Origin of the sequence: Streptomyces sp. NBC_01431 (assembly GCF_036231355.1) — a bacterium.
GTDB lineage: Bacteria > Actinomycetota > Actinomycetes > Streptomycetales > Streptomycetaceae > Streptomyces.
Genome location: NZ_CP109496.1, coordinates 623,430 through 644,453, shown reverse-complemented (window position 1 = coordinate 644,453; position 21,024 = coordinate 623,430). Strand labels below are relative to the sequence as shown.

The 21,024-nt window shown below is 70.3% G+C and carries 19 protein-coding genes and 1 pseudogene; 16 read left to right on the top strand and 4 right to left on the bottom strand.

Translation table 11 applies throughout. From position 1 onward, the window contains the following. The first annotated feature begins 37 nt into the window (after positions 1–37). The 7 genes from OG522_RS03210 (at position 38) to OG522_RS03180 (ending at position 5,902) form a co-directional block, all read left to right on the top strand. Positions 38–1,012, top strand: a complete 975-nt coding sequence (locus tag OG522_RS03210) for an SMP-30/gluconolactonase/LRE family protein (protein ID WP_329461374.1) — start codon at positions 38–40, stop codon at positions 1,010–1,012. A gap of 214 nt (positions 1,013–1,226) precedes the next feature. Continuing rightward, positions 1,227–1,667 (top strand): ATP-binding protein, encoded by a 441-nt coding sequence (locus tag OG522_RS03205; RefSeq protein WP_329461373.1) that lies wholly within the window; start codon positions 1,227–1,229, stop codon positions 1,665–1,667. 198 nt (positions 1,668–1,865) lie between these two features. Then, positions 1,866–2,708, top strand: coding sequence for an RNA polymerase sigma factor SigF (locus OG522_RS03200; protein ID WP_329467463.1), 843 nt, complete (start codon positions 1,866–1,868; stop codon positions 2,706–2,708). Further along, positions 2,705–3,574, top strand: coding sequence for a YihY/virulence factor BrkB family protein (locus OG522_RS03195; protein WP_329461372.1), 870 nt, complete (start codon positions 2,705–2,707; stop codon positions 3,572–3,574). The genes OG522_RS03200 and OG522_RS03195 overlap by 4 nt, the downstream gene beginning before the upstream one ends. A gap of 149 nt (positions 3,575–3,723) precedes the next feature. Further along, on the top strand, positions 3,724–4,203 hold the full coding sequence (locus OG522_RS03190) for a polyketide cyclase (protein ID WP_329461371.1): 480 nt from the start codon (positions 3,724–3,726) through the stop codon (positions 4,201–4,203). A gap of 159 nt (positions 4,204–4,362) precedes the next feature. Continuing rightward, a complete protein-coding gene (locus OG522_RS03185; protein WP_329461370.1) occupies positions 4,363–5,133 on the top strand; it encodes a maleylpyruvate isomerase N-terminal domain-containing protein in 771 nt (256 codons plus the stop codon). A gap of 154 nt (positions 5,134–5,287) precedes the next feature. Next, a complete protein-coding gene (locus OG522_RS03180; RefSeq protein WP_329461369.1) occupies positions 5,288–5,902 on the top strand; it encodes an endonuclease in 615 nt (204 codons plus the stop codon). Positions 5,903–5,930: 28 nt separating this feature from the next. On the opposite strand, the pseudogene OG522_RS03175 reads toward OG522_RS03180, so the two are convergent. Both OG522_RS03175 and OG522_RS03170 read right to left on the bottom strand, forming a co-directional pair. Next, positions 5,931–6,019, bottom strand: a pseudogene (locus OG522_RS03175) (short-chain dehydrogenase); the annotation flags it as partial. Between the two features lie 355 nt (positions 6,020–6,374). After that, positions 6,375–7,619, bottom strand: coding sequence for a S53 family peptidase (locus OG522_RS03170; RefSeq protein WP_329461368.1), 1,245 nt, complete (start codon positions 7,617–7,619; stop codon positions 6,375–6,377). 531 nt (positions 7,620–8,150) lie between these two features. Here OG522_RS03170 and OG522_RS03165 point away from each other — a divergent pair. The 4 genes from OG522_RS03165 to OG522_RS03150 all read left to right on the top strand — a co-directional run bounded on the left by OG522_RS03165 (position 8,151) and on the right by OG522_RS03150 (position 12,907). Then, positions 8,151–9,563, top strand: coding sequence for a family 2B encapsulin nanocompartment shell protein (locus OG522_RS03165; RefSeq protein ID WP_329461367.1), 1,413 nt, complete (start codon positions 8,151–8,153; stop codon positions 9,561–9,563). Positions 9,564–9,682: 119 nt separating this feature from the next. Beyond that, positions 9,683–11,011 (top strand): family 2 encapsulin nanocompartment cargo protein terpene cyclase, encoded by a 1,329-nt coding sequence (locus tag OG522_RS03160; protein WP_443074652.1) that lies wholly within the window; start codon positions 9,683–9,685, stop codon positions 11,009–11,011. Positions 11,012–11,025: 14 nt separating this feature from the next. Next, positions 11,026–11,901 (top strand): geranyl diphosphate 2-C-methyltransferase, encoded by an 876-nt coding sequence (locus tag OG522_RS03155; protein WP_329461366.1) that lies wholly within the window; start codon positions 11,026–11,028, stop codon positions 11,899–11,901. A gap of 94 nt (positions 11,902–11,995) precedes the next feature. Next, entirely contained in the window at positions 11,996–12,907 is a 912-nt protein-coding gene (locus OG522_RS03150; protein WP_329461365.1) for an AraC family transcriptional regulator, read from the top strand. Positions 12,908–12,977: 70 nt separating this feature from the next. Here the strand turns inward: OG522_RS03150 and OG522_RS03145 are convergent, their stop codons facing one another. Continuing rightward, entirely contained in the window at positions 12,978–13,865 is an 888-nt protein-coding gene (locus OG522_RS03145) for an SDR family NAD(P)-dependent oxidoreductase (protein ID WP_329461364.1), read from the bottom strand. 71 nt (positions 13,866–13,936) lie between these two features. On the opposite strand from OG522_RS03145, the gene OG522_RS03140 reads away from it, so the two are divergent. The 4 genes from OG522_RS03140 to OG522_RS03125 all read left to right on the top strand — a co-directional run bounded on the left by OG522_RS03140 (position 13,937) and on the right by OG522_RS03125 (position 17,801). Next, complete coding sequence (locus tag OG522_RS03140; protein ID WP_329461363.1) at positions 13,937–14,866, top strand: LysR family transcriptional regulator; 930 nt, start codon at positions 13,937–13,939, stop codon at positions 14,864–14,866. Positions 14,867–15,004: 138 nt separating this feature from the next. After that, on the top strand, positions 15,005–15,412 hold the full coding sequence (locus OG522_RS03135; RefSeq protein WP_329461362.1) for a YciI family protein: 408 nt from the start codon (positions 15,005–15,007) through the stop codon (positions 15,410–15,412). Between the two features lie 8 nt (positions 15,413–15,420). After that, on the top strand, positions 15,421–16,566 hold the full coding sequence (locus OG522_RS03130; protein WP_329467462.1) for an RNA polymerase sigma factor: 1,146 nt from the start codon (positions 15,421–15,423) through the stop codon (positions 16,564–16,566). Positions 16,567–17,096: 530 nt separating this feature from the next. Then, entirely contained in the window at positions 17,097–17,801 is a 705-nt protein-coding gene (locus tag OG522_RS03125; protein ID WP_329461361.1) for an SRPBCC family protein, read from the top strand. Between the two features lie 128 nt (positions 17,802–17,929). Here the strand turns inward: OG522_RS03125 and OG522_RS03120 are convergent, their stop codons facing one another. After that, positions 17,930–19,552 (bottom strand): alpha/beta hydrolase, encoded by a 1,623-nt coding sequence (locus OG522_RS03120; protein WP_329461360.1) that lies wholly within the window; start codon positions 19,550–19,552, stop codon positions 17,930–17,932. A gap of 285 nt (positions 19,553–19,837) precedes the next feature. Between OG522_RS03120 and OG522_RS03115 the strand changes: the two genes are divergently transcribed. Then, positions 19,838–20,986: an FAD-dependent oxidoreductase gene (locus tag OG522_RS03115; RefSeq protein WP_329461359.1), complete on the top strand. Its 1,149-nt coding sequence runs from the start codon at positions 19,838–19,840 to the stop codon at positions 20,984–20,986. Positions 20,987–21,024 lie beyond the last annotated feature (38 nt).

Here is a 21,024-nt window from a genome sequence, read left to right as displayed (position 1 = left end):
CGCAGGGCACACCGACCCGGATCGCGGAGAGGCATCGATGAAGAGGAAGCTGAGCAGGCTGCTCCACGCCGCCCTGCGGGGGCCGCGCCGCAAGATCGCGTCAGCGCTCGTCCTGGCCGCGGCCTCGGGCGCACTCGTGCCCGCTCCCGCCCACGCGGCGCCGGCCTGCGATGCCACGCGCTCGGCGCCGCCGGTCGAAGTGGCGCACGTACCCGACTGGGTCGAGTCGATCGCCGTCGACCGGCGGGGCCGGATGTTCGTCACCGCGTACTTCAGTGGCCGCGTCTACCGCATCGACGCGCCGGGCAGTGCGCCGGTCGCCCTCACCGGGGACATCGGCGCCAACGGCGGGATCGTCGTCCGCGACGACGGTCAACTCCTCGTCGGCACCGGCAACGACCTCGCGCACTCCCTCGGCGGAGACGCGTTTCCCGTGTCCAAGCTCCTCCTCGTGGACCCGGAATCCGGCAAGGCCACCACGTACGCCTCGGGGCTCGGCGGCATCGACGGGGTGGCCCTCGCCGGCGACGGCACCGTGTACACCACGACCCTGGGCGGCCGGAACATCGGCCGCGTCACACCGAACGGGCAGGTCGAGCCCGCCTGGGCGCAGGTGCGACAGCCCAACGGCATCGCGGTGTCCCCGGACGGAACCCAGGTGTACGTCATCCAGACCACCGTCGCCCCGGGGTTGTACCGGATTCCCGTCGGCGACCCGGCACACCCGCGACGCTGGATCTCCGCGGCCCTCACCGACGCCCTCGCGCTTCCTGACGGTCTCACCCTGGACAGCCGCGGGCGTCCGCTGATCGCCACTCACGCGGCCGGACAGATCTGGCGGGCCGAGGGCGGAAAGCTCTGCGCCGTCGAGTCGGGAATGTATCTCTCCACCCAGGTCACCTACGGCCGCGGCGAGCGAGGATTCTCGGCGGGCAAGCTCTACCGGTCGGGTGTCGACGGAGGGATCTACGAAGTCCCCGCCGGTGCCGAGCCGCCGGCCGGCCAGTCGTAGGGCTCCGCCCGCGGCACCATGCCGAGAGGGGCGGGCACAGGGGGCTCGGGCCGACGGCGATGGGGCTCCGGGCCCCAAAAGCTCGTGGCTCCCATCGGGTGGGGCGAAGGTGGTCATCCCATCAACAAGCGGACAACTTGGTGTTTCGTGCAGCCGTGCGTTTTACACCACGCTTTCACCGGGCAGGCGTTCCCCTTAAGGTGCGCTGTGCGCTGTGCGAATTCCGGACGAGGTGACCTGTGTGCAGTACGGCAACGTGAGGGAGTACGGCGAGCGGTACCGGCTCGCGGAAGTGGTGTGTCGTCCGCGGCTGGCCGCCGAGGCGCGCCACGACGCCGCGGCCTTCCTCGCCAGTCAGTGCCCCGACGTTGATACGGACACCGCGCAGAATCTGACGCTGATCGTGTCGGAGCTGGTCACCAACGCATTCCGGCACGCGGGCGGTGTGGAGGCGATGACGATCCTTGCCGACCGGGACACCCTGCGCGTCATCGTCGAGGACTCCAGCCCCGCCCGCCCCCAGGAGCGCTGCCCAGACCTCAGCGGTCACGGCGGCGGCTTCGGCTGGCCGATGGTGCAGCTCCTCGCCCACCGCGTCAGCGTCCTGCCCCGGGCCGGCGGCGGCAAGGCGATCGAAGCCGTCCTCGCGCGCTGACCACCGGCGGTCGGCGCCGACGCGCCCCGCTTCTCGTAGGTCATGAGAACGTCGCGAGCGATTTTCGTGGGCCGCGCAGGAATGATCCGGAGCATCGGGGGCACACGTCTGTTTTCAAGATCGGCGACGGCTAGGGAGTGATTCCTCATGGCAGCGGTGGCAGGACCGGAGCAGCAGAACCGGGCGGCGACCATCACCATGGAGTCCGGGGCGACAGAGCTGCCCTGGATCGAGGACACGGGCAAGATCGCGCCCCGGGACGCGCGCCAACTGTCGAAACTCTTCTTCTCGCAGCTCCAGGAGCTGGAGGAGGGCACGCGTGAGCACCAGTACGCCCGCAACACGCTGATCGAGATGAATCTGGCGCTCGTGCGGTATGCCGCGAGTCGGTTCCGCAACCGCGGCGGTGGCGAGATGGAGGACGTGATCCAGGTCGGGACGATCGGTCTGATCAAGGCGATCGACCGGTTCGAGTTGTCGCGCGAGGTCGAGTTCGCCACGTTCGCGGTGCCGTACATCGTCGGCGAGATCAAGCGGTTCTTCCGCGATACGACGTGGGCGGTGCACGTTCCGCGCCGCTTGCAGGAACTGCGGGTGGACATCGCCAAGGGCAAGGAACACCTCGCCCTCGTACTCGACCGCGACCCCACCGTGAAGGAACTCGCGGCGCATCTGGAGCTGAGCGAGGAGGAGGTCATCGAGGGGTTGGTCGCCTCCAACGGCTACACCGCGGGCTCGCTCGACACGTCCGCCGACCCGGACGGCGGCGGCCAAAGCTCCGGCGTACGAAGCCGCACCCTCGCCGACTTCGTCGGTGAGGAGGACCCGGGCATGGAGAAGGTCGAGAACGTTCAGACGCTGGCCCCGCTCATGGAGCGGCTCAGCGAGCGGGAACGGCACATCCTGGACATGCGGTTCGGCCTTGAGATGACCCAGGCCCAGATCGGCGGCGAACTCGGGGTCTCCCAGATGCAGGTCTCGCGTCTGCTCTCCCGCATCCTGACCAAACTGCGCACCGGAATGCTCAGCGAAGCGGTGTGAACCAGACGACGACAGCCCTGCGGCGCACAGCTGTGGCGGTCTGGAACGACAACGTGTCCGACTGGGCCGCCGCGCTGACCTACTACGCCGTCCTCGCGATCGTGCCCGCGCTCCTGGCCACGGTCTCCGCCATCGGCCTGGCGGCTCCCCAGGCGACCGGCCGGCTCATCGACGATCTGACCGCGTACGGTCCGGCGCAGTCGGCGAGCGCGCTGCGCAGCGCGCTGCGTGAGATGACCGCCACGCAGTCGACGGTATGGGTGCTGGTGGTGACGGGCGCGGTGAGCGCGCTGTGGTCGGCGTCGAGCTACCTCGCGGTGTTCCGCCGGGCCCTGCACGCGATGTACCGCATGCCCGACAACCGGCCTGCGCTGCGCACGGCCCACACCATCGTCGTCACCGCGCTCCTGCTGCTCGCTCTGCTGGTGACGGGCTCGGCCGCGATCGTGGTCTCGGGCCCGCTCGCCCGCCGGGCCGTCCCGCTGGTGGGAGCCCATGCGGCGGGGATGTGGGACGCGTTGCGCTGGCCGGTGCTGCTGTGCGTCGTGACGATGCTGGTGCTCGTCCTCTTCCACACCGGACCGGCCCAGGCGCGCGGCATCCGCCGGGGGCTGCCGGGCGGTGTGCTCGCGGTGGTCCTCTGGTTCGCCGCATCCGCGGGATTCACCTTCTACGCGGGCCACTTGGCTTCCTACAGCCGTCTGTACGGTTCGCTGGCCGGTGTGGTGGTGTTCCTCGTCTGGCTCTGGTTCACCAACCTCGCCCTGCTGACCGGAGCCCAGTTCAACGCCACGCGGTACCGCTCCGCGGTGGCGTGCCGCGAGATACGTATGAGTGAGACTGCCACCCCGGCCCGCGAAACCTGACCCTTGTGCGCCCCCTCGGTGGTCGGCGTGGGTTGCGCCCACGCGACCGATGAGTTCCGCCTCGCGGAGTCGTCTGCATGGTGGGACCGCCGTCCCGCCTCCCGTGCCCGCGGGCGGCCCGAGATGCGATGACGAGGAGCGTGCACACCGTGGACCAGGAGAGCGTGAGCGCCACCCTGAATTTCGCCGCGCCCGCCGCGAAGGTGTTCGCGGTGCTGGCGGACCCGGCCACCCATGCCTCGATCGATGGCACCGGCTGGGTTCAGGACGCGGTCGACCGGGCGCCACTGACCGAGGTGGGGCAGATCTTCCGGATGGCCATGTACCACCCCAACCATCCAGACGGTGACTACCAGACGGTCAACAAGGTCCAGGTGCTCGACACGCCGCGCGCCATCGGCTGGCTGACGGGGCAGGAGAAGGGCGACGGACAGCTGGAGTTCGGGGGCTGGATCTGGCGTTACGACCTGGTGCCGCTCGGTCCGTCCGAGACCGAGGTCACGCTCACCTACGACTGGTCGGCGGTGCCGCGGTACATCCGGGATCGCGGCATCACCTTCCCGCCGTTCGGCCCCGAGCATCTTCCCAACTCGCTGAACCACTTGGCGGAGCTTGTCTGTGGCAGGTGACGGCGCAAACCAAGACGATCACCTTGGCCGCGTTCGCTCGACGCGGGCCCTCGCGGGTGCGGGCCGGTGCGACGGCGGACCAAGACACGGCCTGACCCCCCCTGCCGGCGCGGGGAAGGCGAGGTTTCGAATCCGGGTGTTCGGGATACTGCAAGCCTCGTGGTCGCATCCCGAGTCAAAGACATCCTCCCGGAGTGGGAGGCGTTCGCCCACGCCGTGAAGCTGCGCCGTCCCGACAGCGGTACGTGGTGCGAAGCGTGGACGGTCCGCGATGTTCTGATCCACCAGACGGGCAACGCCGAGGAACTGGCGCGTGTCCTCGCCGCACACCTGGCCGGCGAGCCGGTCGAGACCCGGGGCTTCGACCGCGAGGACCCCTACCGCGCGCTGTCCGACCCCGAACTGTGGTCGGCGTTCACCACGAGGTGCGAAGAGCTCACCGAAGTCACCGAGACGGCCGCCCGCGACCTGGCGCCGGAGACCACGGTGATGTGGACCGGACGCCCCGTGACCGCGGCGTTCTTCGCCGAACACATGCGAGAAGAACTGATCCTGCACAGGTGGGACCTGACGGGTGACGACAGCACCGCGGTGGACTCACTGACCGAGCCGTGGATGACGCGGCACAGCGTGATCTCCGTCGGGCGGCCCCTGCTGGCCCGGGGCTCGGCGGGCCTGGACCTGGGTCCCGGTGGCCGGTTCGAAGGACGCCTGCGCACACCCGGGACCGATGACATCGTGGTCACCGCCGACGCGGACGGCACGAGCATCGACTTCGCCCCCGCCGAGGGGCCCGCCACCATCGAGAGCGACGCGGCCGTACGCGCCCTTCTCCTGTGGGGCCGGCGCCCGGCCGACCCCGCGCGATGGCACAGCGACGCGGGACCGGAGGCCCTCCGGTCACTGCGAACGCTGCTCAGCGGCTACTGAGCAGTGGCAGGCACCCGTCATTCCCGGATGTCACGGGGAGCCCAGCCGCCCATGACAGCGGGATGCGGGGCGCCCAAAGGCGCCGGCATGCCGGCGACCCCGCTGAGCGACTCGGGCGCGGCCCTGGAGCGGTGCTCGGGAGAGAGGCGAAACGGTGAAGAGGACCGCGGACGTGACGGCCGAGCTGCTGCGTGAGTACGGCCGGACGTATGCGCAGGAGGCCGGAATCACGCTTCGCGACAAGCCGTCGCCGCTGTACCAGCTGCTCGTACTGACCGTGCTGTGCTCGACCCGGATCAAGGCGGACATCGCGACCGACGCCGCGCGTGAGCTGTTCCGCGCGCGTCTGCGTACCCCTCGCACCATGGCGGCGACCGACTGGCAGACCATCGTCGACGCGCTCGGCCGGGCCCACTACGTCCGCTACGACGAGAGCACCGCCACCGCCCTGCTCAAGGGAGCCGAACTGCTCCTCGACCGATGGCGCGGTGACCTGCGCCGCATGCGCGACGAGGCGGACGGCGAACCCCAGCGGCTGCGTGAGCTGCTTCAGGAGGTGCCACGGATCGGCCCTGTCGGCGCCGACATCTTCTGCCGCGAGGTGCAGGGGATCTGGCCCGAGCTTCGCCCGTTCTTCGACGAACGCGCCCGATCCACCGCCGCCTCACTCGGCCTGCCCGCCACCTCCAAGGGCCTGGCCGGACTTGTCCCGGCGGGCGACCTGCCACGACTGGCCGCGGCACTCGTCCGCTCCGGCCTGGAGCACTGAACCGCCGCTCGGCGTGACCGCCGTTGGCCTACCAGGGAAGCGGCCCCGCAGCGTCGAAGCAGCCGCCGGTGGGCCCGTCGGGGCCGTGCGGACGATGATGTCGGCTCCCTGCTCGACGGGGCCTCGAACTCCTTGCGGTACTGGGGACGCAGAACGTCATCGGCGCTGACAGTTCCCTGGAGGAGACCGTCGACCGCGTCATGCGCGACAGTGGCCTGGCCTGGCCTGCCTGCCCGCGCGGGAGTTCTGAACCGGAACCTCCAGCCGTAACGGGCTCCGGCCCCGCCCGCCCACGCCCCGCCTGTCGGCGAATCGCCACCGCCCGCACCGGGGCCCGGCCGGACCGGCCGGTACGGATCGGGGGTTGGTCAACTCGCCGTAGGCGGGGCGTGGGTGAGGGCGGGGCCGCTGGTTCGGTGCCTCATCACGAAGCCCGTTGGGGCCGCCGCGTGCGGCGGCCCCGTGGGGGGTGTCAGCCGGTGAAGGCCGCGGTGCCGTTCGGGGTGCCGAGGCCGGTCGGGCCGTCGTAGCCCGTGCCCGCCTTGCAGAGGTAGTTGCTGCAGCTGCCGTTGGCGCCGGAGGTGACGTCGTTGAGCGAACCGGGGTGGGCGTAGGGGTAGGACGCCGGGGTAGTACCCGCGGCCGGGGTGCCGGCCAGGGCGTACACGCTCGCGATGATCGGCGAGGAGGCGCTGGTGCCGCCGTACACGTTCCAGCCGGAGGCCTGGTAACTGTCGTACACGGCAAGGCCGGTGGCGGGGTCGGCGACCGCGGAGACGTCGGCGACGGCGCGCTTGGCGCAGCCGGAGTCCTTCTGCCAGGACGGCTTCGGGTCGTTGGCCGAGCAGCCGGAACCGGCGCCGTCACCGCCGGAGCTGCTGCCCCAGACCGACTCGGACCAGCCGCGCGAGCTGCTGTCGCGCTTCAGCGAGGTGCCGCCGACGGCGGTGACGTACTGGGAGGCGGCCGGGTATTCGACGCCGTAGCCGCTGTCACCGGAGGAGACGGTGATGGCGACGCCCGGGTGGTTGAAGTACTTGCTGTCGGCCGTGAGGTCGGAGGCGTCCTCGCCACCGCCGTAGCTGTTGGAGACGTACTTGGCGCCCATGGTGACGGCGCGGTTCACGGCGGTGCCGAGGTCGTCCATGTTGGCCGACTTGGCCTCGACGAGCAGGATGTGGCACTGCGGGCAGGCGGCGCTGACCATGTCGACGTCGAGGGAGATCTCACCGGCCCAGCCGGAGTCGGCGGTCGGGTAGCTGGTGCCGCCGTTCTGGTCGACCTTCTTGAAGCAGCCGTTGGCCGTCGTGCACTCCGGAAGACCGTACGTCTTGCGGTAGGTGGCCAGGTCCGACTCGGCGTTGGGGTCGTCCTGGGCGTCGACGATCGCCACGGTCGCGCCGGATCCGGCGCTGGCCGACAGCTTGTAGGCGCTCTGCAGGTCGGTCGGACCGAGGCCGGAGGGGGCGGCGTCGGCGGATATGCCGAGGTGCTGCTTGACGTCCGTACGGGCCAGCGCCAGGCAGTGCATGGTGCCGGGCGTGGCCGGCTTCGCGCACAACTGCTTGACGTGGGGGCCGGACGCGGCGGGTTGCTGGGCGGCGGTGGACGGGGTCGCGGCGAGCAGCCCGCCGGTGACGAGGGCGAGAAGGGACACCAGCGCGGACGCGGTGCCGGCGGAACGACGTCCGAACCTGAGGGTTCGTTTTTGGTGCACGGTTCTTCCTCCATGGGGGGAGCGCCCTGCCCAGGGACGGGCGGGAACGCGAAGAAACGCCAGGTGCATGACAAGTTGACGTTGAGGGTCTGCCACCCCGAAAAGTGGTGGCAGTCATGAACGTACCGACAGGTAGGGCCAGTTGACAGGTACGCAAAGGCAAAGGCTTGCTATCGGCTGTGTGTAGGTGTGTGTCTTTCGTCGTGCAAAAGTGAAGGGATTCGGTTGGAATCCCGGGCCCGGCGTGGAGGGGCGGCGAAGCGCGTGCCGCGCGGGTCCTCCCCGTCGTCGGCGACCGGCGGGTGCGTGCGCTGTCGGACAGGTAGGCCGAATACCTTCGATTGCCGGGACAAACCTCATACGGCGCAAGATCACCGCATCGTGGTAACACCGACGGACTCTCGGCGTGAGCTGGGCGTACGGGCCCTTTACTGGTCCTCGGGAGCTGGACGGATTCCTGGGATCCGCCCTGGTTCCTCCCGCACCGGTTGGCCCGCTTGCCCGACACCCTCGCGAAGGAGAGCCCGGCGGATGACGATTGAGACCAGCCCCGAAGCGGAGCTGGAGGCGCCTCGGCGGAACAGTCTGAGCACCGCGGCTGCCCGCAACCTTGCCACCACGGCCAAGTCCGCTCCGCAGATGCAGGAGATCACCTCTCGCTGGCTGCTGCGGATGCTCCCCTGGGTGGAGGTCAAGGGCGGTGCCTACCGGGTGAACCGTCGGCTGAGTTACGCCGTCGGCGATGGGCTCATCGAATTCGTCCAGGACGGCGCCGACGCCCGGGTGATCCCCCGTGAGCTGGGCGAACTGGCCCTGCTGCGTGGCTTCGAGGACGTCGAGGTACTGACCGCGATCGCTGACCGGTGCGTCCAGCGCGACTTCCGCGCCGGTGAGGTGCTCGTCCGGCATGGAGCCCCCGCGGAACAGATCCACTTGATCGCCCACGGCCGGATCCAGCAGACCTCCGTCGGCCAGTACGGTGACGAGATCGCCGTCGCCGTGCTGGCCGACGGCCAGCACTTCGGCGAGAACGCCCTTCTGGACGCCGACGCCACCTGGGACTACACCGCCACGGCCGAGACCGGCGGCACCCTGCTCACGCTGTCCCGCGCGGACTTCGCAGCAGTGGTTTCCGCGGCGCCGGGCCTCCAGGCTCACATCGAACGGTTCGGCGCCCTTCCCCGGCAGCGACAGAACCGGCACGGCGAGGCCGAGATCGCGATGTCGGCCGGTCACGTCGGAGAAGCCCAACTCCCGGGCGCCTTCGTCGACTACGAGCTTCGCCCACGCGAGTACGAGCTGTCCGTCGCGCAGACGGTGCTGCGGGTCCATACGAGGGTCGCCGACCTCTACAACGGGCCGATGAACCAGACCGAGGAACAGCTCAGGCTCACCATCGAGGCGCTGCGAGAGCGCCAGGAGCACGAGCTGATCAACAATCGGGAGTTCGGCCTGCTCCACAACGCCGACTTCAAGCAGCGGATCCAGACCCACTCGGGCCCGCCCACCCCGGACGACCTCGACGAGCTCCTCTGCCGTCGCCGCGGCACCAGGATGTTCCTCGCCCACCCCCGGACGATCGCCGCCATCGGGCGCGAGTTCAACGCCCGTGGGATCTACCCCGACCAAGTCGAGCTCTGCGGGGAGCAGGTGCGGGCCTGGCGCGGCGTTCCGATCCTGCCGTGCGACAAGATCCCCATCAGCAGGGAAAGCACCAGCTCGATCCTCGCCATGCGCATCGGCGAGGACAACCAGGGCGTCATCGGTCTGCACCAGACCGGCCTGCCGGACGAGCACGAACCCGGTCTGTCGGTCCGCTTCATGGGCATGAGCGAGCAGGCGATCTCCTCGTACCTGGTCACCGCCTACTACTCCGCCGCCATCCTGGTGCCCAACGCGCTCGGCGTGCTGGAGAACGTGCAGATCGCCCGCAGGCGCGACTAGAGCCGTTCGACGGCCCTGTTGTTCCGGGCGAACCCGGGCCCGCCCCGGCGCAGTCCGCCCTGCCCTTGCCGTCACGCGCCAGCAGGCCCGCGTGCCTCACCTCACCTCAGGAGCTACGGATGCCCGAGCCTGGTGCTGCCCCTGTGCAGTCGAGCCAGTCGGCCGACGCGGCCCGCCTTCGGGACCGCACCCTTGCCTCCGGCGTCGAAGCCGGTACCCGGCCCGCCCTTCCCGGCCCACCCCATGTCGCCGTCCCCGCCGCACCGGCGGCCGCCCCCGACACGTCCGTACCCGACCTCGCCCCCGATGCTGACCTGATCGAGCGGCACGTACCGGAGGGCGCCGCCCCGGCGGGCCAACTGGGCCCTGCCCTGGCACGCGTCCTGCGCGGCCCGACGGGGCTGGGCACGACCGGTTTGCGGCTGGGCCGGTGCGAGGAGGAGCCCCCTGCGCCCGAGTCACCGACGCAGGGCACCCCCGTGCCGGGTCTCTATCACCACCCGGTGCCGGAACCCGACCCCGTTCGGGTGGAGGAGGTCGGCCGCAGGATCAAGACATGGGCCGTGAACGAGGTCCAGGCCTACCCTCCGGAGTGGGAGGACCAGTTCGACGGCTTCTCCGTCGCGCGCTACATGGTCGCCTGCCATCCCGACGCCCCCACCATCGACCACCTGATGGTCGCCGCACGTCTGATGGTCGCCGAGAACGCGGTGGACGACTGCTACTGCGAGGACCACGGGGGCTCACCCGTCGGTCTCGGCAGCCGCCTCCTACTGGCGCACACGGCCCTCGACCCGCTGCACACCACGAAGGAGTACGAACCGGAGTGGGCCGCCTCGCTCCAGTCGGACGCTCCCCGGCGCGCCTACCGCTCCGCCATGGAGTACTTCAACCAGCACGCCACCCCCTCCCAGGCCGACCGGTTCCGGCACGACATGGCCCGGCTGCACCTGGGATACCTCGCCGAGGCGGCATGGGCCGAGACGGGCCACGTGCCCGACGTGTGGGAGTACCTGGCGATGCGCCAGTTCAACAACTTCCGCCCCTGCCCCACCATCACCGACACCGTGGGCGGCTACGAACTCCCGGCGGACCTGCACGCCCAGCCCGCCATGCAGCGGGTCATCGCGCTCGCCGGCAACGCCACCACGATCGTCAACGACCTGTACTCCTACACCAAGGAACTCAACAGCCCCGGCCGACACCTGAACCTGCCGGTGGTGCTCGCCGAACGTGAGGACCTGTCCGACCAGGACGCCTACCTCAAGGCGGTCGAGGTCCACAACGACCTCATGCACGACTTCGAAGCCGAAGCCGCCGCGGTGGCTGCCGCGTACCCCGTCCCGAGCGTCCTGCGATTCCTCCGGGGCGTGGCCGTCTGGGTCGACGGCAACCACTACTGGCATCAGACCAACACCTACCGATATAGCCTGCCCGATTTCTGGTAAGGAGTGGCTTTCCTGTGACCACCGAACTGACCACCAGCACGTCCGCCTTCATCCCCGCCCCGGTGTCGCCCTATCAGGGGGACATCGCCAGGTACTGGGACCAGGAGGCCAGGCCCGTGAACCTGCGTCTCGGGGACGTCGACGGGCTCTACCACCACCATTACGGCATCGGTGACGTCGACCACGCCGCTCTCGGTGACGTCGACGACAGCGAGTACGAGAAGAAACTGATCACCGAGCTCCACCGTTTGGAGTCGGCGCAGGCCGAAGTCCTTCTCAGCCACCTCGGCTCCATCGGGCGTGACGACATGCTCATGGACGCCGGCTGCGGGCGGGGCGGATCGATGGTCATGGCCCACCAGCGGTTCGGATGCAGGGTCGAGGGGGTCACCCTGTCGGCCAAGCAGGCCGAGTTCGCCAACCGGCGCGCCCACGAACTCGGCATCGACGACCACATCCGCGCCCGTGTGTGCAACATGCTCGACACACCCTTCGAGACCGGCCAGGCCGCGGCTTCGTGGAACAACGAGTCGAGCATGTACGTCGACCTCGACGACCTCTTCGCCGAGCACTCCCGCGTTCTTGCGGTCGGCGGCCGCTACGTCACCATCACCGGCTGCTGGAACCCGCGTTACGGGCAGCCCTCGAAGTGGGTCTCCCAGATCAACGCGCACTTCGAGTGCAACATCCACTCCCGCCGGGAATACATGCGCGCCATGGCCAACAACCGTCTCGTACCGCAAGCGGTCATCGACCTGACGGCCGCGACCACGCCGTACTGGCAGCTGCGGGCCACCTCATCCCTGGTCACCGGCATCGAAGAGGCCTTCCTCAACTCGTACGCGGACGGCTCCTTCCAGTACCTCCTGATCGCCGCCGATCGCGTCTGACCCATCTCGCCCGAAAGGGGCCGGGCCGTCATCCGACGACCCGGCCCTCTCAATCGTCAACGCCCTGGGGCCTCAAGTAAGGTGCGGTCCCACTATGGTCAATTCCGGACACGCCGAGATCATCGACTTCGGATACGAGAACCCGGACCGGCCACGCCTGGGACTGGAGGCGCTGACCTTCGCGCAGTTGAGCTCCCGGACGAAGGAGCGAGTCGCCTCGTCGCCAATTCGCGCCGACTTCCACCAGCTCACCGTGGTCCGCTCCGGGAGAGGCGTCGCGATGGTCGATTTCGTATCCCACGACTGCCGACCCGGAACCGTGCTGCATGTGCGGCCGGGCCAGGTGCAGCGGCTGCCCGCGGGGCCGGGCGGACGCCTGGCCGAACTGGACGCGATCGTCCTACTGTTCACCGCGGACTTCCCGCCCCTCATGCCCGGCGCCTCCGCACTGCTCGACCTCGACTTCGGGCCGGCGGCGCTGTCGGCACCGGCCGGCGAACGCGAAACAGTTCACCGGTCCGCAGCGGAACTCGCCTCCGAATACCGGCACTTCGGCACTGGTGACGAGGCCGCCACAGATCTGGCGGTCGAGCTGCTCCGTCATCTCCTGGGAGTGACGCTCCTTCGCATCGCGCGGCTGCCGCGTCCGTCCGGCTCCGATTCGGCCCAGGTGAACGAGGTTTTCCGCGCCTTCCAGCGTGAAGTGGAACGCTCCTTCGCGGACACCCGGGATGTGCAGGACTATGCCGTACGGCTCGGATACGCGCCCCGGACCCTCACCCGCGCCTGCCTCGCGGCGACCGGCAGGACCGCCAAGCAGTTCCTCGACGCGCGGGTCACATTGGAGGCGAAGCGCCTGCTGGTGCACACCGATCTGGCGGTCGCCGCGATCGGCCGGGCCGTCGGGTTCGGCGAGCCGACCAATTTCGGGAAGTTCTTCTCCCGGGAAGCGGACATGACCCCCGGCGCCTTCCGGCGAAGCGACCGCGCCGGCCGTGACCGCTGAGCGGGCCGAGGGAGGCGGCACGGACGAACTCCCCATACTCTGAAGTGAGTTGAGGCCGCGGCAAGACCGCTCAGGGCTTGATCAGGCGGTCCTGCTCCGTCAGGGGCGCGCCGCTGTGCCAGTCCAGGGCCTTGCCGAAGCGGATCAACTCGCCGTACAGGACGGGGTCGACGTCCTCGGCGAACACCACGTCGAGCACTGCTCGGGCCGCGTCGGACGGCGACTGGGCGTCGCTGAAATCGCTGAACCACGGCCGCGAGGTCGCGGTGTCGACCATGCCGGGGCAGATGGAGGCGATGAGGGTGCCGGTCGCGAGGTCACGTTCGCGCCGCTCGGCGGCCAACGCGCGCACGGCGGCGACCTGGGCCACTTTCGACGGTATGTTCAGCCAGCGCGGCCAACCCGCCTCCTGCGCGGTGCGGTTGTGCACGGCGGTGCGCCAGGACTCGACGGCGTACTCGACCTGGTCGAGGCTCGCCCCGTCGAACAGCCGACCCACGCGGGGATCGAGATGGCCGAGGGTGCCCAGGCTGCTGGCCACCACGAGCAGCCGGCCGCCGGGGCGCAGGACCGGACCGAAGGAGCGCAGGACCGCGTGGGTGGCGGTGTTGGACACGTCGATGACCTCGTCGGCGTGCTCCGCCTGCGACTCGTGGGGCAGCAGGCGGGCGACGGCGTTGGAGATCACCACGTCGACGCCGCCGTACTGGCCCTGCAACTCGTCGGCGAGCCGGCCGATCGCGTCGGCGTCGGTGACGTCCAGGACCCGCCCCCGCACTAGGGCGCGGGTGGCGGGCAACTGCGCCACCTCGCGGGCAGCATCGGTGACGCGCAGCTCGCTGCGTCCGGTGAGCAGGACCAGGTCGTCCGCTCCCATGCGGGCCGCGAGGCCTTCGACGAGTGCGCGGCCCAGGCCCTGATTGGCGCCCGTGACGAGGGCGATGCGAGGAGTGTTCATGCCTGCAACGCTAGGAGCATCCGATCCATGAGTCCAACGAAAGTTCAGCACCCGTGGTATGAGTAAAAGTCATGGACTTCACGGATGTGTCGCTGACCGCGCTGCGGGTGTTCCGCGCGGTGGCCGAGCAGGGGACCTTCACCGCGGCCGCGGCCTCGCTGGGGTACACGCAGTCGGCGGTGTCGCGCCAGATGGCCTCGATCGAGCGGGCCGCGGGTGCGGAGTTGCTGGAACGACGGCGCGACGGGGTACGGCTGACGGCGGCCGGGCGGGTGGTGATGCGCCGTGCGACGGTCGTGCTGGACGAGATCGAGGCGACCGCCCGTGAACTGTCCGGCCTGCCCGGCCCCGGTGGCACCGTGCGCCTGGGCTGGTTCCCCAGCGCCGGTACCACCCTGGTACCGCAGGCCCTCGCCGCGCTGCGACGCAGCGATCCCGGGCTGCATGTGATCAGCCGCGAAGGGGGCACCCCGGCGCTGGTGCGCGCCCTGCGGGCGGGCAGCATCGATCTGGCGCTGCTGGCATCCGCGCCGCCCTTTCGCGCACCGGACACCGAATCACCCCCGCTGGCGCTACAGACGCTCACCGAGCGCGCCCTGTGCCTGGCCGTGCCCGCGGCGCACCCGCTGGCCCGCGGCGAGTTCGTCGACGTGGCCGACCTGCGCGGGCAGCGCTGGATCGTCGGTTCGTCATCCGGCGCGGACGGACTCATGGGGGTGTGGCCCGGCCTGGACGAACGCCCCGAGATCGTCCACACGGCCCGGGACTGGCTGGCGAAGCTGCATCTCGTGGCAGCGGGCTGCGGTCTGACCACCGTGCCCGCCGCGATGGCCGCCGCCGTGCCGACCGGGGTGCGCGTCCTGCCGGTCCGCGGTGGCCCGCAGGAACTGCGGCGCGTGCTCCTGGCCCGGCTTCCCCAGCCGCCCGGCGAACCCGTGGTCCGCCTCGCGGCCGCTCTGCGGGCCGCAGCCCTCGCGACGGACACCGTCCCGGATCCGTGACGCCCGTGCGACGGCCCGCCCCGGGCTCATCCAGGCGGGTCAAAAAAATCCTGGCGGCGATGTCGAGAACCCGTGACCGGCTCCGTCCCAGCTGTGAACGCGACAACAATGGGTCGCACCGCACCTAGGAGAACGACAATGGCCAAGTACTTGTTGCTCAAGCACTACCGCGGCGCCCCGGCTGCGGTGAACGACGTGCCCATGGACCGGTGGACGCCGCAGGAGATCTCGGATCATGTGCAGTACATGCACGACTTCGCGGCCCGGCTGGAGGAGACCGGCGAGTTCGTCGACGCGCAGGGGCTCGCCCCCGAAGGGACGTGGGTCCGCTACGACGGCGAGGGGCGCCCGCCGGTCACCGACGGCCCGTTCGCCGAGACCAAGGACCTCATCGCCGGCTGGATGGTGATCGACGTCGACAGCCACGAGCGCGCCCTCGAACTGGCGGGGGAGCTGTCGGCCGCCCCCGGAGCGGACGGCAAGCCGATCCACGAGTGGCTGGAGCTGCGCCCCCTCATGGCCGCGCCGCCCACCATCACGGAGTGACTCCTGAGATGAACGAGGCCCTGCTCCGGAGCCTCACGCCGGGCGTGCTCGCCATCCTCGTCCGCCGCGGAGCCGACTTCGCGGCGGCCGAGGACGCGGTGCAGGACGCGCTCGTGGAGGCGGTCCGCGTCTGGCCTGCCGAATCGCCGCGGGACCCGAAGGGCTGGCTGATCACCGTTGCCTGGCGCCGGTTCCTCGACGCGTCCCGCGCGGACACCGCCCGCCGCCGGCGTGAGGACCGCATGGACGAGGAGCCGGCGCCCGGGGCCGTGCCCGCGGTGGACGACACGCTCCAGCTGTACTTCCTGTGCGCCCACCCGTCGTTGACCCCTTCGTCCGCGGTCGCGCTCACGCTGCGCGCCGTCGGCGGGCTGACCACCCGCCAGATCGCGCAGGCCTACCTGGTGCCCGAGGCGACCATGGCGCAGCGCATCAGCCGGGCCAAACGCACCGTCTCCGGCGTGCGGTTCGACAAGCCTGGCGACGTGGCCACCGTGCTGCGCGTGCTCTACCTGGTCTTCAACGAGGGCTACTCCGCAGACGTCGACCTCGCCGCCGAGGCCATCCGGTTGACCCGGCAGCTCGCGGCTGCGATCGATCACCCCGAGGTGGCGGGGCTGCTCGCCCTCATGCTGCTCCACCACGCCCGTCGCGCCGCCCGGACCGCGCACGACGGCAGCCTGGTGCCGCTCGCCGAGCAGGACCGCGGCCGGTGGGACACCGCCTCGATCGCCGAGGGCGTCGACATCCTGCAGGCGGCGCTCGCCCGCGACCGACTGGGCGAGTTCCAGGCCCAGGCCGCCATCGCGGCCCTCCACGCCGACGCACCCACCGCCGAGGAGACCGACTGGGTGCAGATCGCCGAGTGGTACGACGAGTTGGTGCGCCTGACCGACAACCCGGTCGTCCGGCTCAACCGGGCGGTGGCCGTCGGCGAGGCCGACGGGCCGCGGGCCGGCCTGGCGGCGCTCGCGACGCTTGACGACTCCCTGCCCCGATATACCGCGGTCGCGGCGTACCTCCACGAGCGCGACGGTGACCTGGCGACCGCGGCCCGGCTGTACGCCGAGGCCGCGCAGAAGGCACCCAACCTCGCCGAGCGCGACCACCTGACCCGCCAGGCCGCCCGCCTCAACTCCCGCCGGTCTCGCTGACGCGCCGCGCTCGGATTCGCCGCGGCACGTGACTCTTCGGCGCGCCGGCGGTGCCCGTCGCCTTCGCCCGGCCCTTGATCCCCGCCACGCTCAACGCCCCGCGCTGTCCGAGCCCTTCGAACATCCGGTGACCAGCAGCGCGGCGGCGCCGAGCGCGACGGCCGCGCGGAGAACCTCGTAGACCTCGTACGCATCGACATCCCCCGATGGGTGGTGCTGGTGAACCTGACCGTGAGCAAACGCTGGTGAGGGAACCGGTCATCGACGGATGGATCTTGGGTCGTGCCCCGGCGGGTCGTTTCCCCGGGAGGCGCCGACACGGGGGGCGTGACGGGTCCATGCGTACAGCGTGCTGCTGAAACACGGGAGGCGATCGACGCCCGGAACGCATGGTTCAGGGGTGATCATGGGTGAACTCCCGTTCGCTGGAGCGGGCTTGACCGACAGGGAGTCGCAACGCCGTGCCCGGCCTTGCGATGAAGGGGCCCGCCACGGAGCGACGTCCCCGTCACTGAACACGGAGGGGAACCATGTCCCACATACTGAACGAGCAGGCCCGATCCGCCACCTCGCGCACCGCTCTCCGTGCGCGGGCCGCCCTGCTGGCGGTTCCCCTTGCCGCCGTCGCCGTCCTCGGCGCCGCCGCTCCCAGTTCGGCTGCCGCGCCCACCCAGACCGGCAGAACCGATCACGCGGATGCTTCGCTGACCTGCCGGGGGAATGGTGTCGACCCCGCTGCCAAGATCCGGTACCGGACGGCGACCGTCATCCACGCGCCGCTGAGCACCGTCTGGAACCTTCAGACCGATGTGGAGCGCTGGCCTTCGTGGCAGCCGCCCGTCACCAGCATGAAGCGCCTGGACGCGGGGCCGCTGCGCAAGGGTTCGCAGTTCCGGTGGACCACCCCGGTGCCCGCCACTCCCACGACGCCCGCCACCACCCTGACCATCACCTCGACCGTCCACCAGCTCAAGAACGGCACGTGCATCCGCTGGACCGGGCCCGCGATCGGCGAGGGTCTGCGCATCGACAGGGGCGTCCACGTCTGGACCTTCACCAAGGTCTGGGGCGGGGTCCTCGTACAGACCGAGGAGACCTGGACCGGCGCCCAGGTCGAGGCGGACGTGCCCACCTCGACCAAGTACCTCGGAGGAGGCCTTGAGGAGTGGCTCAAGGAGCTGAAGACCACCGCCGAGGGCCAGGCCGGTTCCGTCCACACCCCGGGGCAGGGCTGACACCTCCACTGGAACCGGCGCCCGCCCCGCCCGCCCGACGCGAGCGGTACGCGCACGTCTCCGACAGGCGGCCGGCGGCCGTTGGCGGGCGCCAACGGCCGCTCGGTTGGGGTGGGTTGACCCGTTGGCTAGCGCAGGACGCCGTGGACGGCCTCGGGGTCGGTGGGCCGCAGGGCAGGGGTGGCGGTCTTGGCGGTGAGAGCCGGCGGCGGGGTCACGTAGACGGGGGTGGGATCGGCTTCGGGGGCACAGGTCTTGGCGATGCGGCCCTTCCCCTTGGGCAGGCTGCCGTCGCGGAGGTAGGAGGTGAAGGTGTCGTCCAGGCAGGCATTTCCGTGGAAGAGGATCTCGTGGAAGCTGCCGCCGTTCTGGACGACCAGTTTCGATCCGGGCAGCGCGTCGTGCATGGCGAGGCCGCCCTCGTACGGAGTGGCGGCGTCCTCGGTGGCCTGGAAGAGCAGGACGGGCGGCAGGCCCTTGCCGGTGATCTTCATGCGGCCCGCCGGGTTGCCCTGGTAGGGCCAGAACATGCAGGCGGCGTTGTACCACATGTTGTTGTAGGTGTAGAAGGGCGCGGTGGCGTTGACCTTGGCCTGGTCCTTCTTCCAGAACTCCCAGTCACGCGGCCAGGCGTTCTCGGTGCACTGCGCCGCGTTGTAGGCCGGGAAGGTGCCGTCGTCGGCGCCCGGCGCCGCATAGAGGTTGTAGGCGATGCTCAACGGCCGGGTGTCGTGCTGGGTGAGGTAGGCCGAGAGCACGGTGGCCATCCGGGGCCAGCGCAGGAAGTTGTACCCGCCGCCGTAGAAGGTGTCCTCGAACTCGGCCGGGCCGATCTTCCCGGGCGCCGGCGCGGCGGCGACGGGGTCGGTCCGTAGCGCGGCTTCGACCTTCTGGTACGCCTTCTCGACCGCGGCGGGGTCCGTGCCCAGGTGGTAGACCGGGTCGGCCTTGGCCGCCCAGGCGGCGAACGCGTCGAAGCGGCGCTGGTGTTCCTTGTCCTGGAGGATGTTGTGGTCGTACCAGGTGATGGTGGGCCCGACGATGCTGTCGAGGACCATGCGCCGGACGCGTGAGGGGAAGAGCTGGCCGTACGTGGAGCCCAGTGAGGTGCCCCAGGAGCCTCCGTAGAAGTTGATCTTGGGTGCGCCGAGTGCCCGCCGGATGCTGTCCATGTCGCGCGCGTTGTCGACGGTGGTCATGTGGGGGAGCAGCCAGGACCAGCCGGCCGCGCAGTCGGCGGCGTACCCGGCCGCCTTCTTCAGCCACGCCTGCGAAGTGCCCTGGCTCACCTGGTAGTCGGGACGCTCGCCGTCCAAGTAGTGGGGGTCGCAGGTGACATGGGGGTCACTGCCGTTGGTGCCGCGCGGGTCGAAGCCGATCCAGTCGTAGGTCGAGGCGACGTCCTTGGGGATCTGCCCCGCGATGTAGGCGGGCATCCAGAGTCCGGAGTCCCCGGGGCCGCCCGGGTTGAGCAGAATCGGGCCCTGCTGCTTGTTCTTGGGCGCGGTGGCGGGGAGACGGTTCACCTTGATCTTGATCTTGCGGCCTTGCGGGTGTGCGTAGTCCACCGGCACGTCGAGCATCGCGCACTGGAGTGCGGGCGTGGTGGTGTCGCCGCAGGAGCTCCAGACGAGCTTCCCCTGCCCGGTGTCCTCGGGGGTGGCGTTCTTCGGGGCGGCGCTGGCGGACGTTCCACCGAGGGCGGCGGCGACGGCCGCGGCTGCCGAGAGCAGGGCTATCACTTTTCTCATGGAGTGCATGATGTGACATGTGCAATGTTACAGCTAGAGCGCTGACGGGACGTTATCGAGCTGTGATTCAAGGGGAGTTGGGGGCGGGAGGGTTGGCGCCGGGCCGCGGTGGCGGCCCGTGACTCAGCCCAAAGGTTCAGCGAGACTGAAAGTTTAGTGGTTGCACTTTTTTATTCGTTCTGCTTTTGTTGGTTCCCATGGGGCGCCGCTCGGGTAGGCAGCGGCGCCGGTCGTCGCCGAGCCATGGCGTCACCGGGAAACCCCGACCGACGAAAGGAACCCACCGTGGACTCTCCGACGCCCGCAAGCGCTCGCATCAGCATCGTCGGAGCCGGGCCGGGAGGCCTCACCTGCGCACGCATCCTGCAGCGGCACGGCATGGCCGTGACGGTGTACGACCGCGATCCGGATGCGGGCTCCCGCAACCAGGGAGGCTCGCTCGACCTGCACGAGGACGACGGGCAGCTGGCACTGCGAGAGGCGGGCCTGCTGGAGGAGTTCTTCGCGCTCGCCAGGCTCGAAGGACAGGAAATGCGCCAGTTCGACCCGTCGGGGCGCGCCCTTGCCCACCATCTGCCGGACGAGGGTGAAACGGCCCGCCCCGAGATCGACCGCGGACAGCTCCGTGACCTCCTCGTACGCTCGCTCAGCGCGGGGACGATTCAGTGGGGACGAAATCTCGCATCGGTGAGCGGACCGGCCGAGGGGCCGCGAACGCTGACGTTCACCGACGGGACGACCATCGAGGCGGACCTGGTGATCGGCGCGGACGGCGCCTTCTCCCGCGTCCGCGCCGCGGTGTCGCCCGCGACACCGCACTACACCGGGGTCAGCTTCCTTGAGGCGTGGTTCGACGACATGGAGGGCGCGCATGCCGAGCTTTCCCAGCTGGTGGGGAAAGGCAGCGCCCACATCGCCGATGGCGAGCGGGGGCTCTTCGCCCAGCGCAACAGCGGCGGCCACATGCGCGTCTACGTCATGCGGCGCGTTCCCGTGGACTGGATTGCGGCGAACGGGCTTCACCCCGAGGACACCGAAGGAATCCGCGCGCACCTGCTCAACGAGTTCGCGGCCTGGTCGCCGCGGATACTCCGGATGATCACCGACAACGACGGTACCTACGTCGATCGTCCGCTCTTCGCCCTGCCGGTCCCGCACACCTGGGACCACTCGCCCAGCGTGGCGCTCCTGGGGGACGCCGCGCACCTCATGCCGCCGCTCGGCGTCGGCGTCAACCTCGCCATGCTCGACGCGGCCGAACTCGCGCTCGCGCTCGTCGGCGCCACCACCATCGACGAGGCGGTGCGCAGCTATGAGAAGTCGATGCTTCCGCGCTCGGCCGAAACGGCTCGGATGCTCGAAGGCGGCGCTGAGCACCTGCTGTCCGTGGACGAACCCGACGAGCCCGAGCGGTTCCGGCAGGGCCGGGACTAGCGCGCGGCCGAACCCGGCTCCGCACCTCTTTTGAAGCC